Below are 17705 nucleotides of genomic sequence, written 5' to 3' on the forward strand. Positions count from 1 at the left end.
AAATCCTTGTTTCTCAACAAGTTTTTATCTGCATCACCGCCGATGGATGTGCATTCTACAGCATTTCACATCAGGTGCAAGCACTTTTAGAAAATTTATTTCACTTATCGCATCAACCGATCATTTTTTACACAAATAAGGCTGAAAATGTGCGATTTGGTCGATTATTTGCTCAGTTTTATTTTTTTCTTGCCAGTGTAGAGGTCTGCAATCGATATATTCACAGTATCCAGTGCCCTCATAACGTTCATTGTTCCAGAAGAGTTGATAGTGAAAGCTGCCCACATAACCTGCTGCCAAACCAAATTTATAATCACCTCGACTTTGTGCTGTTAGTTGAAAGACAACCGCATCCTTTTCTGAATATTGCCAAATGAATTCCCTAGGTAAATACATATCACGACCATTAGGTGTCTGAACTTTTGGATAAACACGGCTGACATCAAAAATGACTTCATCATCATAAAGTCGAGATTGCTGTTCATTCGACTGAATTTCAATGCGAGAAAAAATAATGCTATTCCACTGATTTCTGAGTTCGGACAAAATAATTTGCAAATCTGCATTAATCTGAATGATTTGATAGGTAAAAAAATGGAAAGCTATAAAAGGCAAATAAATGGCTCTAGCATGTTTTAAAATACCCTGTGCTTCAATTTGATACTTTTGTTTTTTATAGGTGATTTCCCCTTCACATTGGCAACGCACATACCAATAATCGCCAACTCCCCATTGTAAAGCTGAATGATTTTCTATTTCAGAACCAATATTCACTTTGAGTTGACAACTGAGCTCCTCATCATCACGCTTAAAATAATAATTTGGGAAATCAACTTGGATTTGATCTACATCTAAAAACTGATAACGGTCTTGTTCTAATTGACAATGCTCTTTGGCACTATAACTTTTGAGATGCCCAACAGTTGATACACTACTACTGACCAAAACTGTCGCAGTATCAATTGCCGTCGTAGTAATAGCACTGGCGTTATAACAAATCGGAATGCGAGGTTGACCGATTAGACTAATAAAATTTAAGTAATGAAAGGGCTCAGGTAAATTCGGCAGAATTAAAGCTTGATAAACAATTTTAAATAAGCCTTTTGGCGGATAAAATGTTAAAGCTTCTGACTTATTGAGGTTCAGCCGCTTTAATTGATTGTTATTCATCAATATTGGCATACTGAACCTCTCTTTTCTAAGTTATTATTTTTGCTTCATTCTTTTTTGCAAATAAAGTCGTTACAAAGCCTGAAAGTACATAAATAATGCATACAATCAAGATTCCTACTGGAATGTTGTACGTGATTGCGGCAAAAATCAAGACCACAGGTAGCATCACAACAAAAGGTACACGTTTACGATCCATTTGTTTAAATGAATAGTATTTGATATTTGAAATCATAAGTAAACCAACACCAACCATCACAACGGAGTTGATTACTTGAATCACAATATCTTTTAAATCAAAAACAAATGGGAAATCACGACCGACCCACACCACTGAAATCACAGTAACAGCAGCTAATGGGCTCGCAATTCCAATAAAGTAACGCTTATCCACCACACCAATTTGTACATTGAAACGTGCTAAACGAAATGCAGCACACGCGGTATAAATAAAACAGCAGGCTAAACCGATACGTCCAAGGTCATGTAAACTCCAGCTATACATCAGAATCGCTGGTGCAACACCAAAAGCTAATAAGTCAGAAAGTGAATCATACTGCTCACCAAATGCACTTTGTGCACCGATTGCGCGTGCAACTCGACCATCTAATCCATCAAGTAATGCAGCTAAAAAGATTGCGTAAATCGCCTGATTAAAATTGCCATTCATACTCGCAATAATGGAGTAAAAACCAGAAAGTAATGCTGCTGTAGTAATAAGATTAGGCCATAAATAAATACCACGGCGTTTTACTTTTTGCCCTTCATGCGTTTGTTCTTCTTCTTCTACTTCAAAGGTGATGCCATCAAAAGAATGATCTTCTTTATTTAAATCAGCATCAGGTTTAAGAGAATTTGTCATTATTTTCAATTCCTCGAGAATATTTTGACTTCTTTAGTGGCGAGATGGGTTATTCACCCACCAACCAACGCACAGCGGCATGACCACCATTTTCACTCATACGTAAATGCGGAAATAGCCATTGTAAGGCTTGGTCTGCATCTTCAGAGAATTTCCAAGGCGGGTTAATCACAAGTAGACCACAACCATTCAAGCCAACTGGCGTGTCATCAGGCCAAACACAAATTTCACAAATTAATTGGCGACGAATTCCTGTTTTGAACATTTTCTTTTCAAAACGTTCAATCATGGCGCGATCTTTGATTGGATACCACACTGCAAATACACCCGTCGGCCATTTTTTATGAGCGGCTTGAAGTATTTCAACCAATTGCGGAAAATCTTTACGCTCGATTTCGTATGGTGGGTCAATCATGACCAATCCACGTTTTTCTTTAGGCGGAATAACACCCATCAGACCTTCATAAAAATCACGCTCATGCAAGCCTGCACGTTTATCGCGAATATTAAAATACAATTGTTGAAACACATCACGCTGCATTTCAAATATAGTTGCTTTATCAATATCACGCATGCCTTCAAGCGCAAACCAAGGTGAACCTGGATAAGCGCCTTTACCTGAACCTGCACGCATATCTTCAACAATTTTAAGATATTGTTTTATGCCTTCAGGTGCATTACGTTTAATCGAATCATCAAGCTTGACCAAACGGTGGATACCCGTTAAAAACTCACCTGATTTTTGTGCTTCAGACGTAGATAAATCATATTTACCTGCACCACCATGGGTATCGATATATCGATAAGGTTTATCTTTAGCATTTAAACGAGCGAGCAGTTGAAGCAAAAGTACATGCTTCATAACATCGGCAAAGTTACCCGCATGGAAATGGTGACGGTAATTCATGTTGACAATTATTCCTCAATTCAAAGGATAGTTTAACATGAAAGAAAAAAGTATTCTTTAGCGTTGATGTGATCATCTAAAATTGCACTGTAATCAACTTATTAATGAACTGGAGTTCTATGCAACAAACCTCTTTCACAAGTTCATGGAACTTAAATCAAATTTTAGATGATTTAAATGAATTTGGTTTTGCTCTAATTGATGATGTCTACTCGGCTGAATATGTGGAATCTCTAGTACAAGAATGTAGCACCCATCTTGCTGAATTCAGAGCAGCAGGAGTACAAAACGGCGTTGTCAGTCATATCCGTAGTGACCATATTCTATGGATTGATGGTCAGTTACCGATTGCCCAACAGCATATCCAAGCTTTAGAAGAGTTCTCACAAGCGTTAAATCAGGCGTTTTATCTTGGGATTAAAGAAGTAGAAGCACATTTTGCCTGCTACAACGCGGGTGAATTTTATGCTTTACATCGTGATAATCCTCAACAAAAAAATGACCGAATGATTTCGACCGTTTTTTATCTACATAAAGATTGGCAGGAAGATTGGGGTGGACAATTACGCTTACAGGACAAAAAAGATCAGTGGCATATTATTCAACCAATATCAAACCGCCTTGCAATTTTCCAAAGTGACTTATTGCACGAAGTTCTGCTTTCTAAACAACAACGTCTATCGATTACTGCATGGTTACGCAGTGGAGGCTCAATCTGGAATCAGGGCCAAGCCCTTTAAATTCCTGAAAACAGCCTTATATAACTAGGCATAACTGATGATTCTGGATCAATACATGTCAAATGAGACGAAACAAGTCATTGCACGAATTGGTGAAACTGACCAACTCTTTTTAGAGAACAACCGTCCTGAACTTGCTTTAGAGCGTGCTGACCTGCGTTTACAGCTGGTCGTACTCAGCCATGTACGTCAGGAACAATTACACTTCTTACAGGAAGCAATCGTACTGTTGGAACAAGCACGAATTGAATACGACGAAATGCCATTAAGCTTGTATTTGAATTTGTCTTTATGTTTAGCTAAAGCATATATGATTTACTTCGAGCTCACTAAAGAGCAGCGTTTTGCTTTAATTACACAGCAAATTCTTAAACCTTTGGCATATACAGAACACCTAGAGATTTATTTCTTCTTGGCTTACGCTTCAGCTGCGAAGCAAGAACCAGCATTAACACGGTATTGGCTAACGAAATACGTATCTTGCTTAGAACATGATTTAGAGTTATTGCAGCTTCATCCTGCTTTTGGTGAAGTCCGCAAAGAAGAATGGTTTAGTACCCTATTACGCAATAAAGCTCACTGATGTGAGCTTTATTTTTATTGAATCATTACTTGGTACTGTCTACATGCAACTGTTGATTCAGTTCATCAATCACAATGGCCCATTCATCATCTTTGCCCCAATGACTTTTTAGAAAATCTCGCTGACCCGCGCTCCAGAACTCAGCTTCATGCAATTTCTGATCAGCACTAAGCTGATGCGTTTTCACAAAACTTTCAATTGCAGCATCATCTGCCCCAAGCCCTAATTGTTCAAATAAAAGCTCCAATGTCGGTTGTTGTTCAAACATTATTATTCTCCAAGACAAGTTACTTAATAGAAATAATTTAACAGTAATACTGCTAACATACAGAAAGATGCCTATATTTTCTTGTTGTTTTTTGTGTGTTCTTAGCATAAAAAAAGCACCTTATGAAAGGTGCTTTTTCAATCTATCAAACTGATAAATTAGTTCAACATGTCTGCAATTGCAGCACGTTCTTCTTCAAGTTCATTTAACGTGAAGTTGATACGCTCACGGCTGAACTCGTCGATTTCTAAACCTTGAACGATTTTGTATTCACCGTTTTCAGTTGTTACAGGGAAACCAAACATAACGCCTTCTGGAATACCATAAGAACCGTCAGAAGGAATACCCATAGTTACCCATTGACCATTTGTACCTAATGCCCAATCACGCATATGGTCGATTGCAGCATTTGCAGCAGAAGCAGCAGAAGACAAACCACGCGCTTCGATGATCGCAGCACCACGTTTACCAACTGTAGGAAGGAATACATCTTTATTCCATTCTGCATCGTTGATTTTGTCTTTTAAGCTTTCGCCATTTGCAGTTGCAAAACGGTAGTCAGCATACATTGTTGGAGAGTGGTTACCCCAAACGGTCATTGTTTCGATATCAGAAACAGCAACACCCGCTTTTTGAGCAAGTTGAGTTAACGCACGGTTGTGGTCAAGACGTAACATTGCTGTAAAGTTTTTCGCTGGAAGATCTGGAGCAGATTTCATTGCAATATAAGCATTTGTATTTGCAGGGTTACCTACAACCAATACTTTAACATCACGGCTTGCAACTTCGTTAAGTGCTTGACCTTGACCAATAAAGATTTCGCCATTTACTTTTAATAAGTCAGCACGTTCCATACCAGGACCGCGTGGACGTGAACCAACTAATAAAGCATAGTCAGCATCTTTAAATGCAACTTTAGGATCATCAGTCCCGATCATGCCTGCCAATAAAGGGAAAGCACAGTCATCAAGTTCCATCATTACGCCTTTAAGCGCTTGTTGAGCTTTCTCAAAAGGAACTTCAAGCAATTGTAAAATTACAGGTTGATCTTTACCTAACATTTCACCGCTTGCGATACGGAATAATAAGCTATAACCAATTTGACCTGCAGCGCCTGTAACGGCAACACGAACGGGTTGCTTCATGTGATATTCTCCAATGAGATGCGTTTGCACAATTGAACGCTAAAGTGGTTCAATCGAATTATCATAAACGGCAAATATTGTACTCTAAAGCAAACACAGATGCATTTAAAAGAGAATGGATTTCAACAAAAGTCTGATAGAAAATACAAATTAATTGAAGAAAAAGCTTAATAACTGCCTTTAATTGTAAATTCATTTGGACATCCCGTCACAATATGACTTGCACATTGTTTGTATTGCCCATTTTTTTGATAACACACCCGAATCTCAGTCAAAATAGAATCAAATTTTGAAGACTGACAAGTAAAGCGAATTCCTGTAGGAGGTAATGAGGGGTTTAGTTTCATGAATTGTTGTCGAAGGTTTTCTTTTTGAACTTCAATGGTATTCGGACTCGTTAAATCAGCAGGTACTTTTAAGCGCTCAGCAAAATTAATAATCGTTCTAAAATATTGACTAGCATTCATCGACATACATCCTCCAACATCTTTCCAAAGTTGCACACGTGCATTTTCATCGGGCATTACACGCGCCACAACTTTAGCTTGCAAGGGAGATAATTTCGCAGAAGTTTTAGTGGAACAATCCCGATTTAAAGGAACTTCTGGCAATAAGCTTGCGATAGTAAGAGAATAACCCTCTAAACATTTACGCTGTTTTTGTCTTGATGAATCAAAGGAACAAGCTGCGGGAGTCATTTGAACATGCATCACATAACCCGAAATATCAGGGTTCTCTGCAGCATGTAACGGAGCAGCAAGTGACATAACCAAGTAACAGATCAAGATCTGCAATGATCGAACTAACCGTCCCTTGAATAAATTCATAAATTTCATCAAATATAAAAACTTCATTATTTCAAATTAAATGTCTTTGCTTCTTTAAGGTTCATTGCGCACTGGTATTGTCCCCATCCTTTTTTCTAAGGATTGCGCGCCTAACCCTAACACAACACCATAATGCGTCGCATTGGTCATCACATGTTTGACGTAATCACGTGTTTCCAACAATGGAATAGTTTCTGTGTATTGATCAGCCGCCATGGTTTGAAAATCTGGCTGCCATCGTTTTGCACGATTTGGGCCAGCATTGTAACCTGCTGTTGCTAATACAGCATTGCCACTCAGCTGGCTTTGAATCATTGACAGATAGTATGTCCCATAACGAATATTGATATTCATTTCACTGAGAGCCGCTGGGTTATAAGTTTCACCCATTTGTCGTGCAACTAACTTTGCAGTATTCGGCATAATTTGCATTAAACCACCTGCACCCACATGTGAACGTGCTGATGTAACAAACCGACTTTCTTGGCGCATTAAACCATATGCCCAAGCTGGATCAATACCAGCATTGTAACTGTGACTCGTGACATTACTACGGTGTGGTGTTGTATAACGGTAAGTATCATTATGGCGCGAGGTTGTACGGTCTGCGGCATAGATTGCTCGGTCATACCAACCAATATCATGCGCTTGCTTAGCGGCAGCTAAAAGTAAACCATCATCATGCTGCAAATACGCTTGGCGGACTGCCCAATTCCATTCGCGATTAATGTAATTTGCTGGTGCATCAATATTTTTTAACGCGAATGCACGTTTAAAGTGGATATTTTGGTTTAAACGTTGAATATCTTGTGAACTTGGTTGCTCGTTATAAGGCTGATGATTATAACGTTCACCTAAACGATCTTTGGCTAGCAAGTTATGATAATCATCTCCACTTTGTGCCAGCTTACGGTAAATCTGTTGAGCAGCTTGCTTTGAAGGAGCATCTGAGCGCTGCTCAGACGCACGAGCAAGCCAGTACTGCCAACGATCTTCTTGTTTCTGCGTGATTGACATCGCATCAATTGCACGAATTAAACTTTCCCAAGCACCAAAACGAATCGCTTGGCGCGCATAAATTTCTGCTTCTTCTGGACTAAACGGATAACCATAACTTTGATCATAGGCATTTAACACTTCTCGGTTAAAGCCATTCTTCATGACCGTCGTTCCACCCACATAACCTATCGTACGATATAAATATTTTTGTACAGATTGAGGAGTATCTTGTGCAACACGCTGAATATTTCCTAAAGCATTGGTGAAATCACTGTCTGCGACACGTCCCAATGCAAAAATTAGATATGCATAATCAGTATCGCTAGCTTTAGGAGCATTCCATAAATATGCCAATGGATTCGCTTGGATCTGATTCAACTGAGCCAAGGACAAATCCAGACCTATAGTTTGAGCAGTCGCAATCGCTAAACCAGATTGACCTGCTCTTAGTTGTCCCCAAAGTCGTTGTTGACGATCTTGAGCAGTCATCAGAGGACTAGATAACATCAGTCGCCCTAAACCATTACACGATTCAGGCTGTGTACTTGTCGTTAACCAAATATCTTTATATTCAGCAAAAACCAGACTATCACCCGTTTTGGCACGGACTTGTGCAACCGCACAACTCTCTTCTTGGTCAGGATTAGTGACATAGCTGAGTACAGGTTTTACTTCATTAAAACTGGCTTGTTTTACTTTTTCCTCGACATAATCTGCTGCTAATTTTTCAGCCATCGCTGATTGCGGATAACGTTGCGCAAAAGCGATAATTGAAGATGCGGGTTGTAATCCAAGATTGTTATTGAGTTTCCAATATTCTGGATAATAGCCTAGCGCATCATTTTGCATTTCATATTGGTATTGATCGAGCAATGCAACATTGCCAGAACTTGCAGCACGTAGAGCATCATTAAATTGTTCGTCTAGAGCATATACTGATGAGCAGATCACCACACCTCCCATCGCAACAAGTCGACGGAAGCTTTTCTTATTATTCACTTTATTGCTAACCATTGTTATAAATTGGGGATGTTTATTCATCTTCATCAATACGTTTGCTCAATTTTGCCCGCCATTATAGTGTAATAAGTCTAAGTTCCAACTATTGTTGTGTTATGTAACTTACTGATTCATATTCATTAAAATTTATCCATTTTTATTCACAAACTGTCCATTTTTGTCAGTTTTTTATTCTCTGCGTTCTTGTAAAAATACTGCTATAATCCGCGGTTTGTTTAAATCCACCTTGTTTAGGAGCCTGCATGACGGTTCAAACATTCATTCCAAGTGCTGTAAAAGCTGCTTCAGAAAACACTGTTACCCAGCCAACGCACACCACTGATGTTTCAATTAAAAAGTTATATATTGAAACGCAAGGGTGTCAGATGAATGAGTATGACAGTCATCGTATGGCAGACTTATTGGGTGATTCACATGGTTATGTACTCACCGACAATCCAAATGATGCAGACATTCTGCTCATGAACACCTGCTCAATTCGCGAAAAAGCACAAGAAAAAGTGTTCAGTGGCTTAGGTCGCTGGCGTAAGCTGAAAGAACAAAATCCTGATCTGGTGATTGGTGTCGGTGGCTGCGTTGCCTCTCAAGAAGGTGACAACATTCAAAAACGTGCACCATACGTCGATATGGTATTTGGTCCACAAACCTTGCATCGTTTGCCACAAATGTTGGATCAACATCAAGCTCAAGTTGAAAAGCCAAAGAAAGAAAAAATCAAGCTGGTTGATATTTCTTTCCCAGATATTGAAAAGTTCGACTTTTTGCCTGAGCCACGTGTGGAAGGCTTTAAAGCATTCGTTTCAATCATGGAAGGTTGTTCGAAATACTGTTCATTCTGTGTCGTACCTTATACTCGTGGTGAAGAGGTTTCTCGTCCACTCGATGATGTATTGGCTGAAATCGCGGGCTTAGCTGAAAAAGGCGTGCGTGAGATCAGCTTGCTTGGTCAAAACGTGAATGGCTATCGTGGTGAAACGTTTGAAGGTGAAATTTGCACTTTCCCTGAACTGCTGCGTTTAGTTGCAGAAATTCCGGGTATTGGACGTTTACGCTATACAACTTCTCATCCGCTTGAATTTTCTGATGATTTAATTCAATGCTATCGTGATTTACCACAAATGGTTTCACATTTACATCTGCCAGTACAAAGTGGTTCAAACGATGTACTGCAAGCCATGAAACGTAACCACACCATTGATGTCTACATCGATAAAATTGCCAAATTACGTAAAGTCCGCCCAGATATGCATTTATCGAGCGACTTTATTATTGGTTTCCCAGGTGAAACAGATCAGCATTTTGCTGAAACCTTACAGTTCATTAAAGATTTAGATTTCGATCATTCTTATAGTTTTGTGTACTCAAAACGTCCAGGTACACCAGCTTCTGACCTACCTGATAGCACCCCTGAACAAGTCAAAAAAGATCGTTTAGCACAAGTACAGCAAGTGATCAAACAATCTAGTATTGATAAAACAGATGCCATGCTCGGCAAGATTGAACGTGTGCTGATTGAGAAAGTTTCGGATAAAGATCCAAATGTATTGGTTGGCACAGCAGACAATACTCGTTTGGTTACATTTATCGGTGATGCGACATGGGTTGGACGTTTCGCAGAGATCGAGATCACTGAAATTAAAACTTTAAATTTAGTTTATGGTGAACTCTTGAATCTTGAACCTGACGTGGCGTAATGTAAGGGTATTCTTACAAGTCAACAAAAAGGGTTTCTCTTGACTGCAGCGATTCGACGTACAGTAACGTTCCCTGAAATTTCCATGGAACGTTTGAAAAGCATGCTCGGTGCGTATAACGGGCATTTAAAACAAATCGAACAACGTTTAGATGTCAAAATTACTCACCGAGGCGATGCCTTTTATCTAGACGGTGATATAGAAACAGTTGAAAGAGCCGAAGCACTATTGCAACGGCTTTATCAAGAATCAGAAATTTCCTCACAAATCAGTGCCGATGTTTTACATTTGATGATCCAAGGTTCACAGACAGATCGTGATTTCATGGATGATTCGGAACAAGAACATACAGGCTTAGATAGCGTTTGGTTACAGACCCGCAAAGGGCGAATCAATCCTCGTGGTGCCAATCAAAAGCGTTATGTACAACGTATTTTACAAAGTGATATTTCCTTCGGTATTGGCCCAGCAGGGACAGGTAAAACCTATCTAGCAGTTGCTGCTGCTGTTGATATGTTAGAACGTAATGAAATCCAACGAATCTTACTGGTTCGTCCTGCGGTTGAAGCTGGCGAGAAACTTGGTTTTCTACCGGGTGACTTGACCCAAAAAATCGATCCCTACTTACGCCCACTTTACGATGCTCTATATGAAATGCTGGGTTTTGAAAAAGTGGCCAAACTGATTGAACGCCAAGTGATTGAGGTTGCTCCGCTTGCCTACATGCGTGGACGCACGCTGAACCATTCATTCGTCATTTTAGATGAAGCACAAAACACCACACCAGAACAGATGAAAATGTTCCTTACCCGTTTAGGTTTTGGTTCACGTGCCGTGATTACAGGTGACGTTACACAGGTTGACTTACCGCGTGGGCAACAATCGGGCTTAGCACAAGCATTACGTGTACTGGAAAATGTTCATGAAATTCATATCACCCGTTTCCATTCACGTGATGTGGTTCGACACCAATTGGTACAAAAAATTGTTGAAGCTTACGAAGGTTGGGACAGTGAACAGCAACGCCTGTCTGCTCAAGCTCGTGCTGAACGCAAAGCCAAACAAGAAGCACTGATTGCAGAAAATGATTCTGCGGCAGATGCACAACACATTTAAAAATCCCCCTCACTCCCCTTTTTATAAAGTAGTGCTGGCAAGTTCTTATAGAACCTCTCTCTAAGTCTCTCTCCTAAAAGGAGAGAGACTTTTACGAATCCAATGATTATATGATTCGTGATGTTCCCTCTCCTACAAGGATAGGGTTAGGGAGAGGTCTGAAATTAAGCAAACTTAGAACTTGATAACCTTACTTTTTATAAAGAGGGACGATTTTAAGGATCTATTTTGAAAATCAATTTAAGTCTTCAGCAAGACTTTCAAGCGAATGAATTACCACTAAAACGTGGTCAAATTAAAAAGCAGATTGAAACCACACTCCGTCATGTCGGTTTCGACGTAGACTGCGAAATCGGAATTGCCTGCGTCGACCTCGCAGAAAGCCATGAGCTGAATCTGCAATATCGTGAAAAAGATAAACCGACCAATGTGTTATCTTTCCCAAGCGACATTCCTGAAGAAATGCTCAACTTACTGGATGCTGAACCTTTAGGTGACTTGGTGATTTGTATCCCTGTGGTTTTACAAGAAGCCTCTGAACAGCAAAAAACACCTATTGATCATTTCACCCATTTACTGGTTCATGGCGTTTTACATTTACTTGGCTACGATCATGAAACCAGTGAAGCTGAAGCTGAAGAAATGGAAGCCTTAGAAATTGAGATTCTAAAAAAACTAGGGATCGCCAACCCTTATCAAGCAGATGAAAGCTAATTTAAGACACTATGTATATCGTTATTTTTAAAGCTACGATCAAACAACTTGATGCAACTTACTCTGAAATGGCACAGAAGCTGAGAAATAAAGCCTTGAGTCAATTTAACTGTGTCAAATTTGAAGTGTGTAGTGAAAATGGTTTTGAAATCGCGTTGTCTTACTGGAACAGTCTTGAAGATATCAAGCAGTGGCAACGCGATGCAGAACATTTAGTTGCTCAGCGTTTGGGCAAAGAAAAATGGTATCAGGATTTTAGTGTGGAAATCTGCACAGTTGAACGTGCTTATTCAAATCAAAATAGCTTGTGAATAGATGCAAACTTATCCACATCTTCAATAAAAAACGGCTGAATTCAGCCGTTTTTTTATTTCTCAAGATAATTAGAATTGGTAGCGTAGCGTCAAAGTCACGTTACGAGGTGAACCATAGACCATACTGTTACTCCCAATACCCGTATAATATTTTTTATCAAATATATTATTCAAGTTAACCTGCGCTTTGATATTTGAATCAATATCATAGCCCACCATTAAGTTTACTAAAGCATATGCATCTTGGCTAATACGTTGACTGCCTTCTCCAGTATAAAATTTGCTCTTATAGTTTAGCCCACCACCAACACTCCATTTATCGAGCGTATATTTGGTAAAGAGATTGGCACTGGTTCTTGAAGACATAGTTTGAACTTCTTCACCTTTTGCATCTTTGGCATTGAAATGTGCAACACCAAAACTCAGGTTCCAGTTATCTCTAATTTCCCCATCTAATTCAAACTCAACCCCTTTACTTTCAACACCATCCACACTGCGATAAGCTTTTTCATTGGTAGGGTTACCATTTGCATCGGGTACAAAAACACCATTAATCTCTTCTGCAACATTATCTTGTTGAGTTTTAAATACTGATAGAGCTGCATTCAGCTTCCCATCCAAAAACTCGCCTTTTAAACCAGTTTCATAGCTTTCACCTTCTCTTGGATCAAGGTATTGGCGATTAACATCTCTTTTATCTTCTGGCTTAAAGATACTGGTATAACTTGTATACCAAGAATAATTATCAAGGAAATCAAAAACTAAACCTGCATACGGCGTGACTTCATTATTAAATTCTCGATTGCCTACACCATCGTCACTTTCATATTTCCAATTAGATACACGAACACCTGTAATTAACTTCAATGGCTCTAATAAGCTAAACTTGCCTGCAAGATAAGCACCTGTTTGTGTGGTCTTATTTGGAGGTTGATACAAGTTATTATTCTGAATTGCGCCAATTAATGGAATATTTGGATGATCAAAATCGAGTACAGCACCTGATCCAATCGGCGGCGTTCCTGAATACCACTTATCTTTCTTGCTTTGGTTATACATAAAACCTGCAACAATTTCCTGCTTTACCCCCCCCAGCATAAAAGGTGCTGAGAGATAGGTATCAATATTATTTTCTTTGGTCTTTGTTATATCTGACCAAGTCATCAATGAACCAAAACCCGTATTGGTTGCTTTATCTACTCGCCCAGAGTTTGGAACAACGTTTCCGTCACTGTCATAACTTGAACCTAGATATAATAAAGCCGTGTCTTGTTTTACTTCGCGGTAAGCGTAGTTCACATTCAAATTGATATCGTTAAATAGATTCTGCTTCAATGTCGCAAAAGCCGTGGTGGTATCCGTATCCCAAAACGTCCAATCAGAAGAAACTGTTTTCGAACGGTCAAAATTAGTTCGTGTACCATCGGTATAGAAAGCTGGTAACCCTCCCCAACGTACACCATCCCTCTCTAGGTTTTGATAACCAGCACCTACAGAAACATAGGTTTTATCCGTGATATCAGCATCAACCACCACATAAGCAACATTATTAGTTTTTTCGTAGCGATCCATATACGAATCCGTATCCTCGTGCTTCACGACGACACGACCACGGACACTGCCATCGGCATTTAATGGTGTGGAAATATCTGCTGAACTTGACCATGCATTCCATGAGCCCAAAGAAGTGCTGACATTCCCTGTCAACTCTTTCGCATTAGCATGTTTTCGAATCATGTTAATTGCAATTGCAGGATTCCCAGCACCTGTCATCAAACCATTTGCGCCTTTCACCAGTTCAACCCGATCGTACATGGTTAAATCAGGATCATTGGCTTCCATTCCAACATTGCTTGGAACACCATCAAACAGATAATAGTCAACATCAAAACCACGTGCTGTTGGGTACTGACGTTCATCCCACTGGTTCACAGTCACGCCTGTGACGTTATTTAACAAGTCCTGAAACGATGTAATATTTGCATCATCCAAATACTCACGGGTGAGAACTTTGACCGATTGTGGTGTTTCTCTAAGCGATAAATTGAGTTTGGTCGACGTATTGGTACTTTTAGCTGTATAACTTTTCTTTCCTTCAGTTACAGCAAAAGCCCCTTCTTCTGCTTTGATGGTAATCGTTGGCAATTTTGCATTTTCTTTAGCTTCTTCTTCTGCAAAAGCCAATGAAGGTAACAGGATCGCAGCCATTGCCAATACCAGTGGGCGGGCTTTAAACAGGTTTAAAGTTGGAGGTTGATGCATGAAATATGTCCTTATTGCAAGGGAACGGTCTTGAAAACATGCATCTCATTCCCCCGATAAATTTAAAGAAGGATGCATTCATTTTCAAAAGGAGAATTAGCTCAAAATATAATGCAAATGATAATTGTTTTTGTTATCAATTCAAGCTCTAACGATTAAACTCAATTATTTGTTTTTTATCTAATAATCTAAATTATATGTTTTTCTAAAAATTAATACATTGATTTTTATTATTTTATTTATTTTTATAAAATACAACAAAAAAGAAGTACACTCTTTTAATGTACTTCAAATTCCGCATCGACAGGATCAAAGCGCCATGTTCGAATAATTCGTAATTCAGAAATGTCCTTTTTCATATTGTTATCAAAGGGTCCAAAAGGTGCTCCACGGCGCACCGAAGCTTTTGCCGCTTCATCTAAAATGGGATGTCCAGAACTTTCTATAAGACGAATTGCTCGAATTCCACCTTCGGCATTCAGAATGACCATTAAACGCACTTCACCCGATAAATGTCGTTGTTTCGCTTCATCTGGATAATAACGATTACCATATAGTTCAACTTTCTGACGAAATTTATCAAGATAAGCTGCTGATGCATCTTGTTTTGCCTGAATCCCATCTACTGTTTTAATACGTTGTTTACGACTAAAATTTTGCTGATGTTGTAAATATTGTGCTTCCAAGCTCGCAACCATCGCGGCTTTGGCTTGAAATTGACTCTGTAACTCATCTAAGGTTTTTTTACGTTCAGTTTGCTCTGCTTGCTTCTGCCAGCTTAAAACCGTCATGAGCACTTTTTCTTCAAATTTTAATTCTCGTTTTTGCTGGACTTTCTCTAAACTCTCGAGCTCTGACTCTCCTGTTGTCGCATCTGCTTCCATCGGAGCTGGCATATCACTCGACATACGATGTGCTTCACGAAAATCACCTGAACCTTTTTGATCAGCTTGCGCCAAGAAGTCGGCATCTTTGACTTTTTCTTGACTTGTACGAACCGTAACTGCGATTTCTTTGGTTGATGTATCTGTAGGTGATGGCATTGCGAACTGAATTGCAAGCACAGCACCATGTAGAAGCATCGCTAACGCAACTGCCCCGATAAAAATTGGATCTTGCCACCAGTAAGGGGACAGTACTGAACGAAAATTTCTTTTATTCCACATGGCATTCAAGCGACAAAATATGTCTCATCCCCAACAGCAATCACCGTATAAAACCAAACTAATATTCAAAATATTAAAAAAATGTGATCCACTTATAGTCACAGTGTTTCCGTACCATCATTTTATGAAAATGTATCAATTAATTTTGCTACACTGCAAGTCAGAAATTTATTTTTATTTTTTAGCTAATACAAAGATCGTGGTATTGCCGTCAGATTTATTGATGATTGAGTTCGGTTAGAAACATCAAAAAATCTATAATCAATTCACTTTCTGGAACAACTTTTATGCAAACGCTAATTTCATCCGTTGTTAAACGTCTACGTAAAGTTTACCAAAAAGCAGAAGAATTCATTGAAGAAGAAAGAGAATTTGCACTTTCACAAGTTTTTGTCAATGCGACAATGGAGCGTTATGTCACAGAAAAAGTTGGAATTATTCAAGACCTACACGCTGATCTATATGATGGATGGCTACGTTTATATGCCACGATTGATGTCAAAGGGCTGCATACCACCTTATCCGTTGATTTAAAACTTATTCAAATGGAAATGAATAAAGATGTTCAACTGATGGTATTCGAACAAATTAGTAATACACAAGTGATTGAAGCATCATTTAAGAATATTTTCCAAAAATGGGGATTTTATATTGCGATTTGGTATTACCAAAAATTTCGTGATGAAGATCCTCTAGGAAAAATCTTAGAGCATTTTGAAGTTGTTTCAGTCAAAGATGAATTGCTTTATTTAGATTTAAATCGCTGGTTTAAAAAGAAAGCAAGTATTATTGAAACACTGAGTAAAGTTCATGTGAACCGCGCGAGAGTCCGTCCAGCCGAACTGATTGTTTGGGGGAACGTCAATTTGGCTGCCATTTTGTATCCGCCAAATGAAGATGACTTTGATGAAGAAGGATTAGATGACACAGAAGTCACGCCAATTCAGCAAAAAGACACTAGAAAATAATCGTATTGAACAGGGTGGTATGAATTTAAGATTTATGCCACTTACTCAAATACCATCATGATTTATACGAAAAATTAACAAGCATTGAGTAAAAAACCTGATTTTTTCTTCATAATCTACAGGCATAATAATCACAAATCTTAATGATAAATGAATGATTGCTCATTGATGATCATTCAAAGGATATATAGCGTGATGACAAAGAAATTATTGAAAGTAGTGAGTATTACGTCGGCTGCCCTGTTCAGTGTCAGCATGTCTAGCCATGCTCTAGCAATGGCACCTTTCCAAGCAAGCTATCAATTTAGCTACAACAACAAAAACCTCGGTTCAGCGACACGTACACTTTCGCAACAAGGAAATAATTGGACCTATCAGTTTAGTGCAAAAGCAGGCGGAATTGCTTCAGCCTCGGAAACAAGTCAATTTAGTTTTGCGGATAATAAAATTACTTCACAAAAATTTAGCCGTAGCAGTAAAATTTTAATTCACAACAACACCATGAGTATTAACTTTAATCCAAACACTAAAGTTGTGAATACGAAAAAAGATGACACCGCCCGCTCATTCCCATGGCAAGCAGGTGCGTTAGATGAGTTGAATGCTGAATTGCAAATCCGTGAGGATTTAAAAAGTAATTCACTTAGAACCAAATATTTAATTGCTGATGCAAAAGCCTTAGATGAACGCCGTTTTGTTAAGCAAGGCACTGAAAACATCAAAACCAATTATGGGACGTTCAGTACCATTAAAGTCGTTATGCAACACGATAAACCAGAACGTAATACCGTATTTTGGTTAGCACCAAAACTGGATTATCTCCCTGTAAAAATGGCACATAATGATGGGAAATCTTCTTATGGCTTATTATTAACAGGCTATTCAGGTAAAACCAACTAACCATCTGGTCAATTTTAACTTGCAATTTTTTAGATGCTTTTTAAAATATG

The 17705-nt window shown here is 38.8% G+C and carries 17 protein-coding genes; 8 read left to right on the forward strand and 9 right to left on the reverse strand.

Features of this window, described 5'->3' with window-relative positions:
- Window positions 1-120: 120 nt before the first annotated feature.
- From ACN19N_RS12930 to ACN19N_RS12940, 3 genes are read right to left on the reverse strand one after another with little or no spacing between them, the layout of a single operon-like run.
- A complete protein-coding gene (locus ACN19N_RS12930) occupies window positions 121-1182 on the reverse strand; it encodes a DUF6670 family protein (protein WP_420001484.1) in 1062 nt (353 codons plus the stop codon).
- Between the two features lie 16 nt (window positions 1183-1198).
- A complete protein-coding gene (pssA, locus tag ACN19N_RS12935) occupies window positions 1199-2032 on the reverse strand; it encodes a CDP-diacylglycerol--serine O-phosphatidyltransferase (RefSeq protein WP_420001485.1) in 834 nt (277 codons plus the stop codon).
- Window positions 2033-2081: 49 nt separating this feature from the next.
- Window positions 2082-2939: a 23S rRNA (adenine(2030)-N(6))-methyltransferase RlmJ gene (locus ACN19N_RS12940; RefSeq protein WP_004658904.1), complete on the reverse strand. Its 858-nt coding sequence runs from the start codon at window positions 2937-2939 to the stop codon at window positions 2082-2084.
- Between the two features lie 119 nt (window positions 2940-3058).
- On the opposite strand from ACN19N_RS12940, the gene ACN19N_RS12945 reads away from it, so the two are divergent.
- A complete protein-coding gene (locus ACN19N_RS12945; protein ID WP_269228813.1) occupies window positions 3059-3679 on the forward strand; it encodes a 2OG-Fe(II) oxygenase in 621 nt (206 codons plus the stop codon).
- 55 nt (window positions 3680-3734) lie between these two features.
- Window positions 3735-4262, forward strand: a complete 528-nt coding sequence (locus ACN19N_RS12950; RefSeq protein WP_420001486.1) for a hypothetical protein — start codon at window positions 3735-3737, stop codon at window positions 4260-4262.
- Between the two features lie 25 nt (window positions 4263-4287).
- Here the strand turns inward: ACN19N_RS12950 and ACN19N_RS12955 are convergent, their stop codons facing one another.
- From ACN19N_RS12955 to ACN19N_RS12970, 4 genes are all read right to left on the reverse strand, one after another.
- A complete protein-coding gene (locus ACN19N_RS12955) occupies window positions 4288-4530 on the reverse strand; it encodes a DUF2789 family protein (protein ID WP_420001487.1) in 243 nt (80 codons plus the stop codon).
- A gap of 158 nt (window positions 4531-4688) precedes the next feature.
- The gene (locus ACN19N_RS12960) at window positions 4689-5675 is read right to left on the reverse strand and encodes a malate dehydrogenase (protein ID WP_269228814.1); all 987 of its coding nucleotides are present in this window, start codon (window positions 5673-5675) and stop codon (window positions 4689-4691) included.
- A 167-nt stretch (window positions 5676-5842) separates the two neighbouring features.
- Window positions 5843-6529 (reverse strand): ribonuclease I, encoded by a 687-nt coding sequence (locus ACN19N_RS12965; protein ID WP_420001488.1) that lies wholly within the window; start codon window positions 6527-6529, stop codon window positions 5843-5845.
- A gap of 27 nt (window positions 6530-6556) precedes the next feature.
- The gene (locus tag ACN19N_RS12970; protein WP_420002393.1) at window positions 6557-8464 is read right to left on the reverse strand and encodes a transglycosylase SLT domain-containing protein; all 1908 of its coding nucleotides are present in this window, start codon (window positions 8462-8464) and stop codon (window positions 6557-6559) included.
- 299 nt (window positions 8465-8763) lie between these two features.
- On the opposite strand from ACN19N_RS12970, the gene miaB reads away from it, so the two are divergent.
- From miaB to ACN19N_RS12990, 4 genes are all read left to right on the forward strand, one after another.
- Window positions 8764-10215, forward strand: a complete 1452-nt coding sequence (gene miaB, locus ACN19N_RS12975; RefSeq protein ID WP_420001489.1) for a tRNA (N6-isopentenyl adenosine(37)-C2)-methylthiotransferase MiaB — start codon at window positions 8764-8766, stop codon at window positions 10213-10215.
- A 39-nt stretch (window positions 10216-10254) separates the two neighbouring features.
- A complete protein-coding gene (locus ACN19N_RS12980) occupies window positions 10255-11331 on the forward strand; it encodes a PhoH family protein (RefSeq protein ID WP_420001490.1) in 1077 nt (358 codons plus the stop codon).
- 228 nt (window positions 11332-11559) lie between these two features.
- Window positions 11560-12045 (forward strand): rRNA maturation RNase YbeY, encoded by a 486-nt coding sequence (gene ybeY, locus ACN19N_RS12985; RefSeq protein ID WP_241340123.1) that lies wholly within the window; start codon window positions 11560-11562, stop codon window positions 12043-12045.
- A gap of 11 nt (window positions 12046-12056) precedes the next feature.
- The gene (locus ACN19N_RS12990; RefSeq protein ID WP_269239069.1) at window positions 12057-12356 is read left to right on the forward strand and encodes an antibiotic biosynthesis monooxygenase family protein; all 300 of its coding nucleotides are present in this window, start codon (window positions 12057-12059) and stop codon (window positions 12354-12356) included.
- A 72-nt stretch (window positions 12357-12428) separates the two neighbouring features.
- Here the strand turns inward: ACN19N_RS12990 and ACN19N_RS12995 are convergent, their stop codons facing one another.
- The gene (locus ACN19N_RS12995) at window positions 12429-14621 is read right to left on the reverse strand and encodes a TonB-dependent siderophore receptor (RefSeq protein WP_420001491.1); all 2193 of its coding nucleotides are present in this window, start codon (window positions 14619-14621) and stop codon (window positions 12429-12431) included.
- 278 nt (window positions 14622-14899) lie between these two features.
- Window positions 14900-15787 carry an energy transducer TonB gene (locus tag ACN19N_RS13000; RefSeq protein WP_269228818.1) on the reverse strand — a complete coding sequence of 296 codons (888 nt, stop codon included), beginning with the start codon at window positions 15785-15787 and terminating at the stop codon, window positions 14900-14902.
- A gap of 287 nt (window positions 15788-16074) precedes the next feature.
- Between ACN19N_RS13000 and ACN19N_RS13005 the strand changes: the two genes are divergently transcribed.
- Both ACN19N_RS13005 and ACN19N_RS13010 read left to right on the forward strand, forming a co-directional pair.
- A complete protein-coding gene (locus tag ACN19N_RS13005; RefSeq protein ID WP_269239067.1) occupies window positions 16075-16755 on the forward strand; it encodes a hypothetical protein in 681 nt (226 codons plus the stop codon).
- Between the two features lie 195 nt (window positions 16756-16950).
- Window positions 16951-17655, forward strand: coding sequence for a DUF3108 domain-containing protein (locus ACN19N_RS13010; protein ID WP_420001492.1), 705 nt, complete (start codon window positions 16951-16953; stop codon window positions 17653-17655).
- Window positions 17656-17705 lie beyond the last annotated feature (50 nt).

It is taken from the genome of Acinetobacter sp. LF10 (assembly GCF_048585715.1).
GTDB lineage: Bacteria > Pseudomonadota > Gammaproteobacteria > Pseudomonadales > Moraxellaceae > Acinetobacter.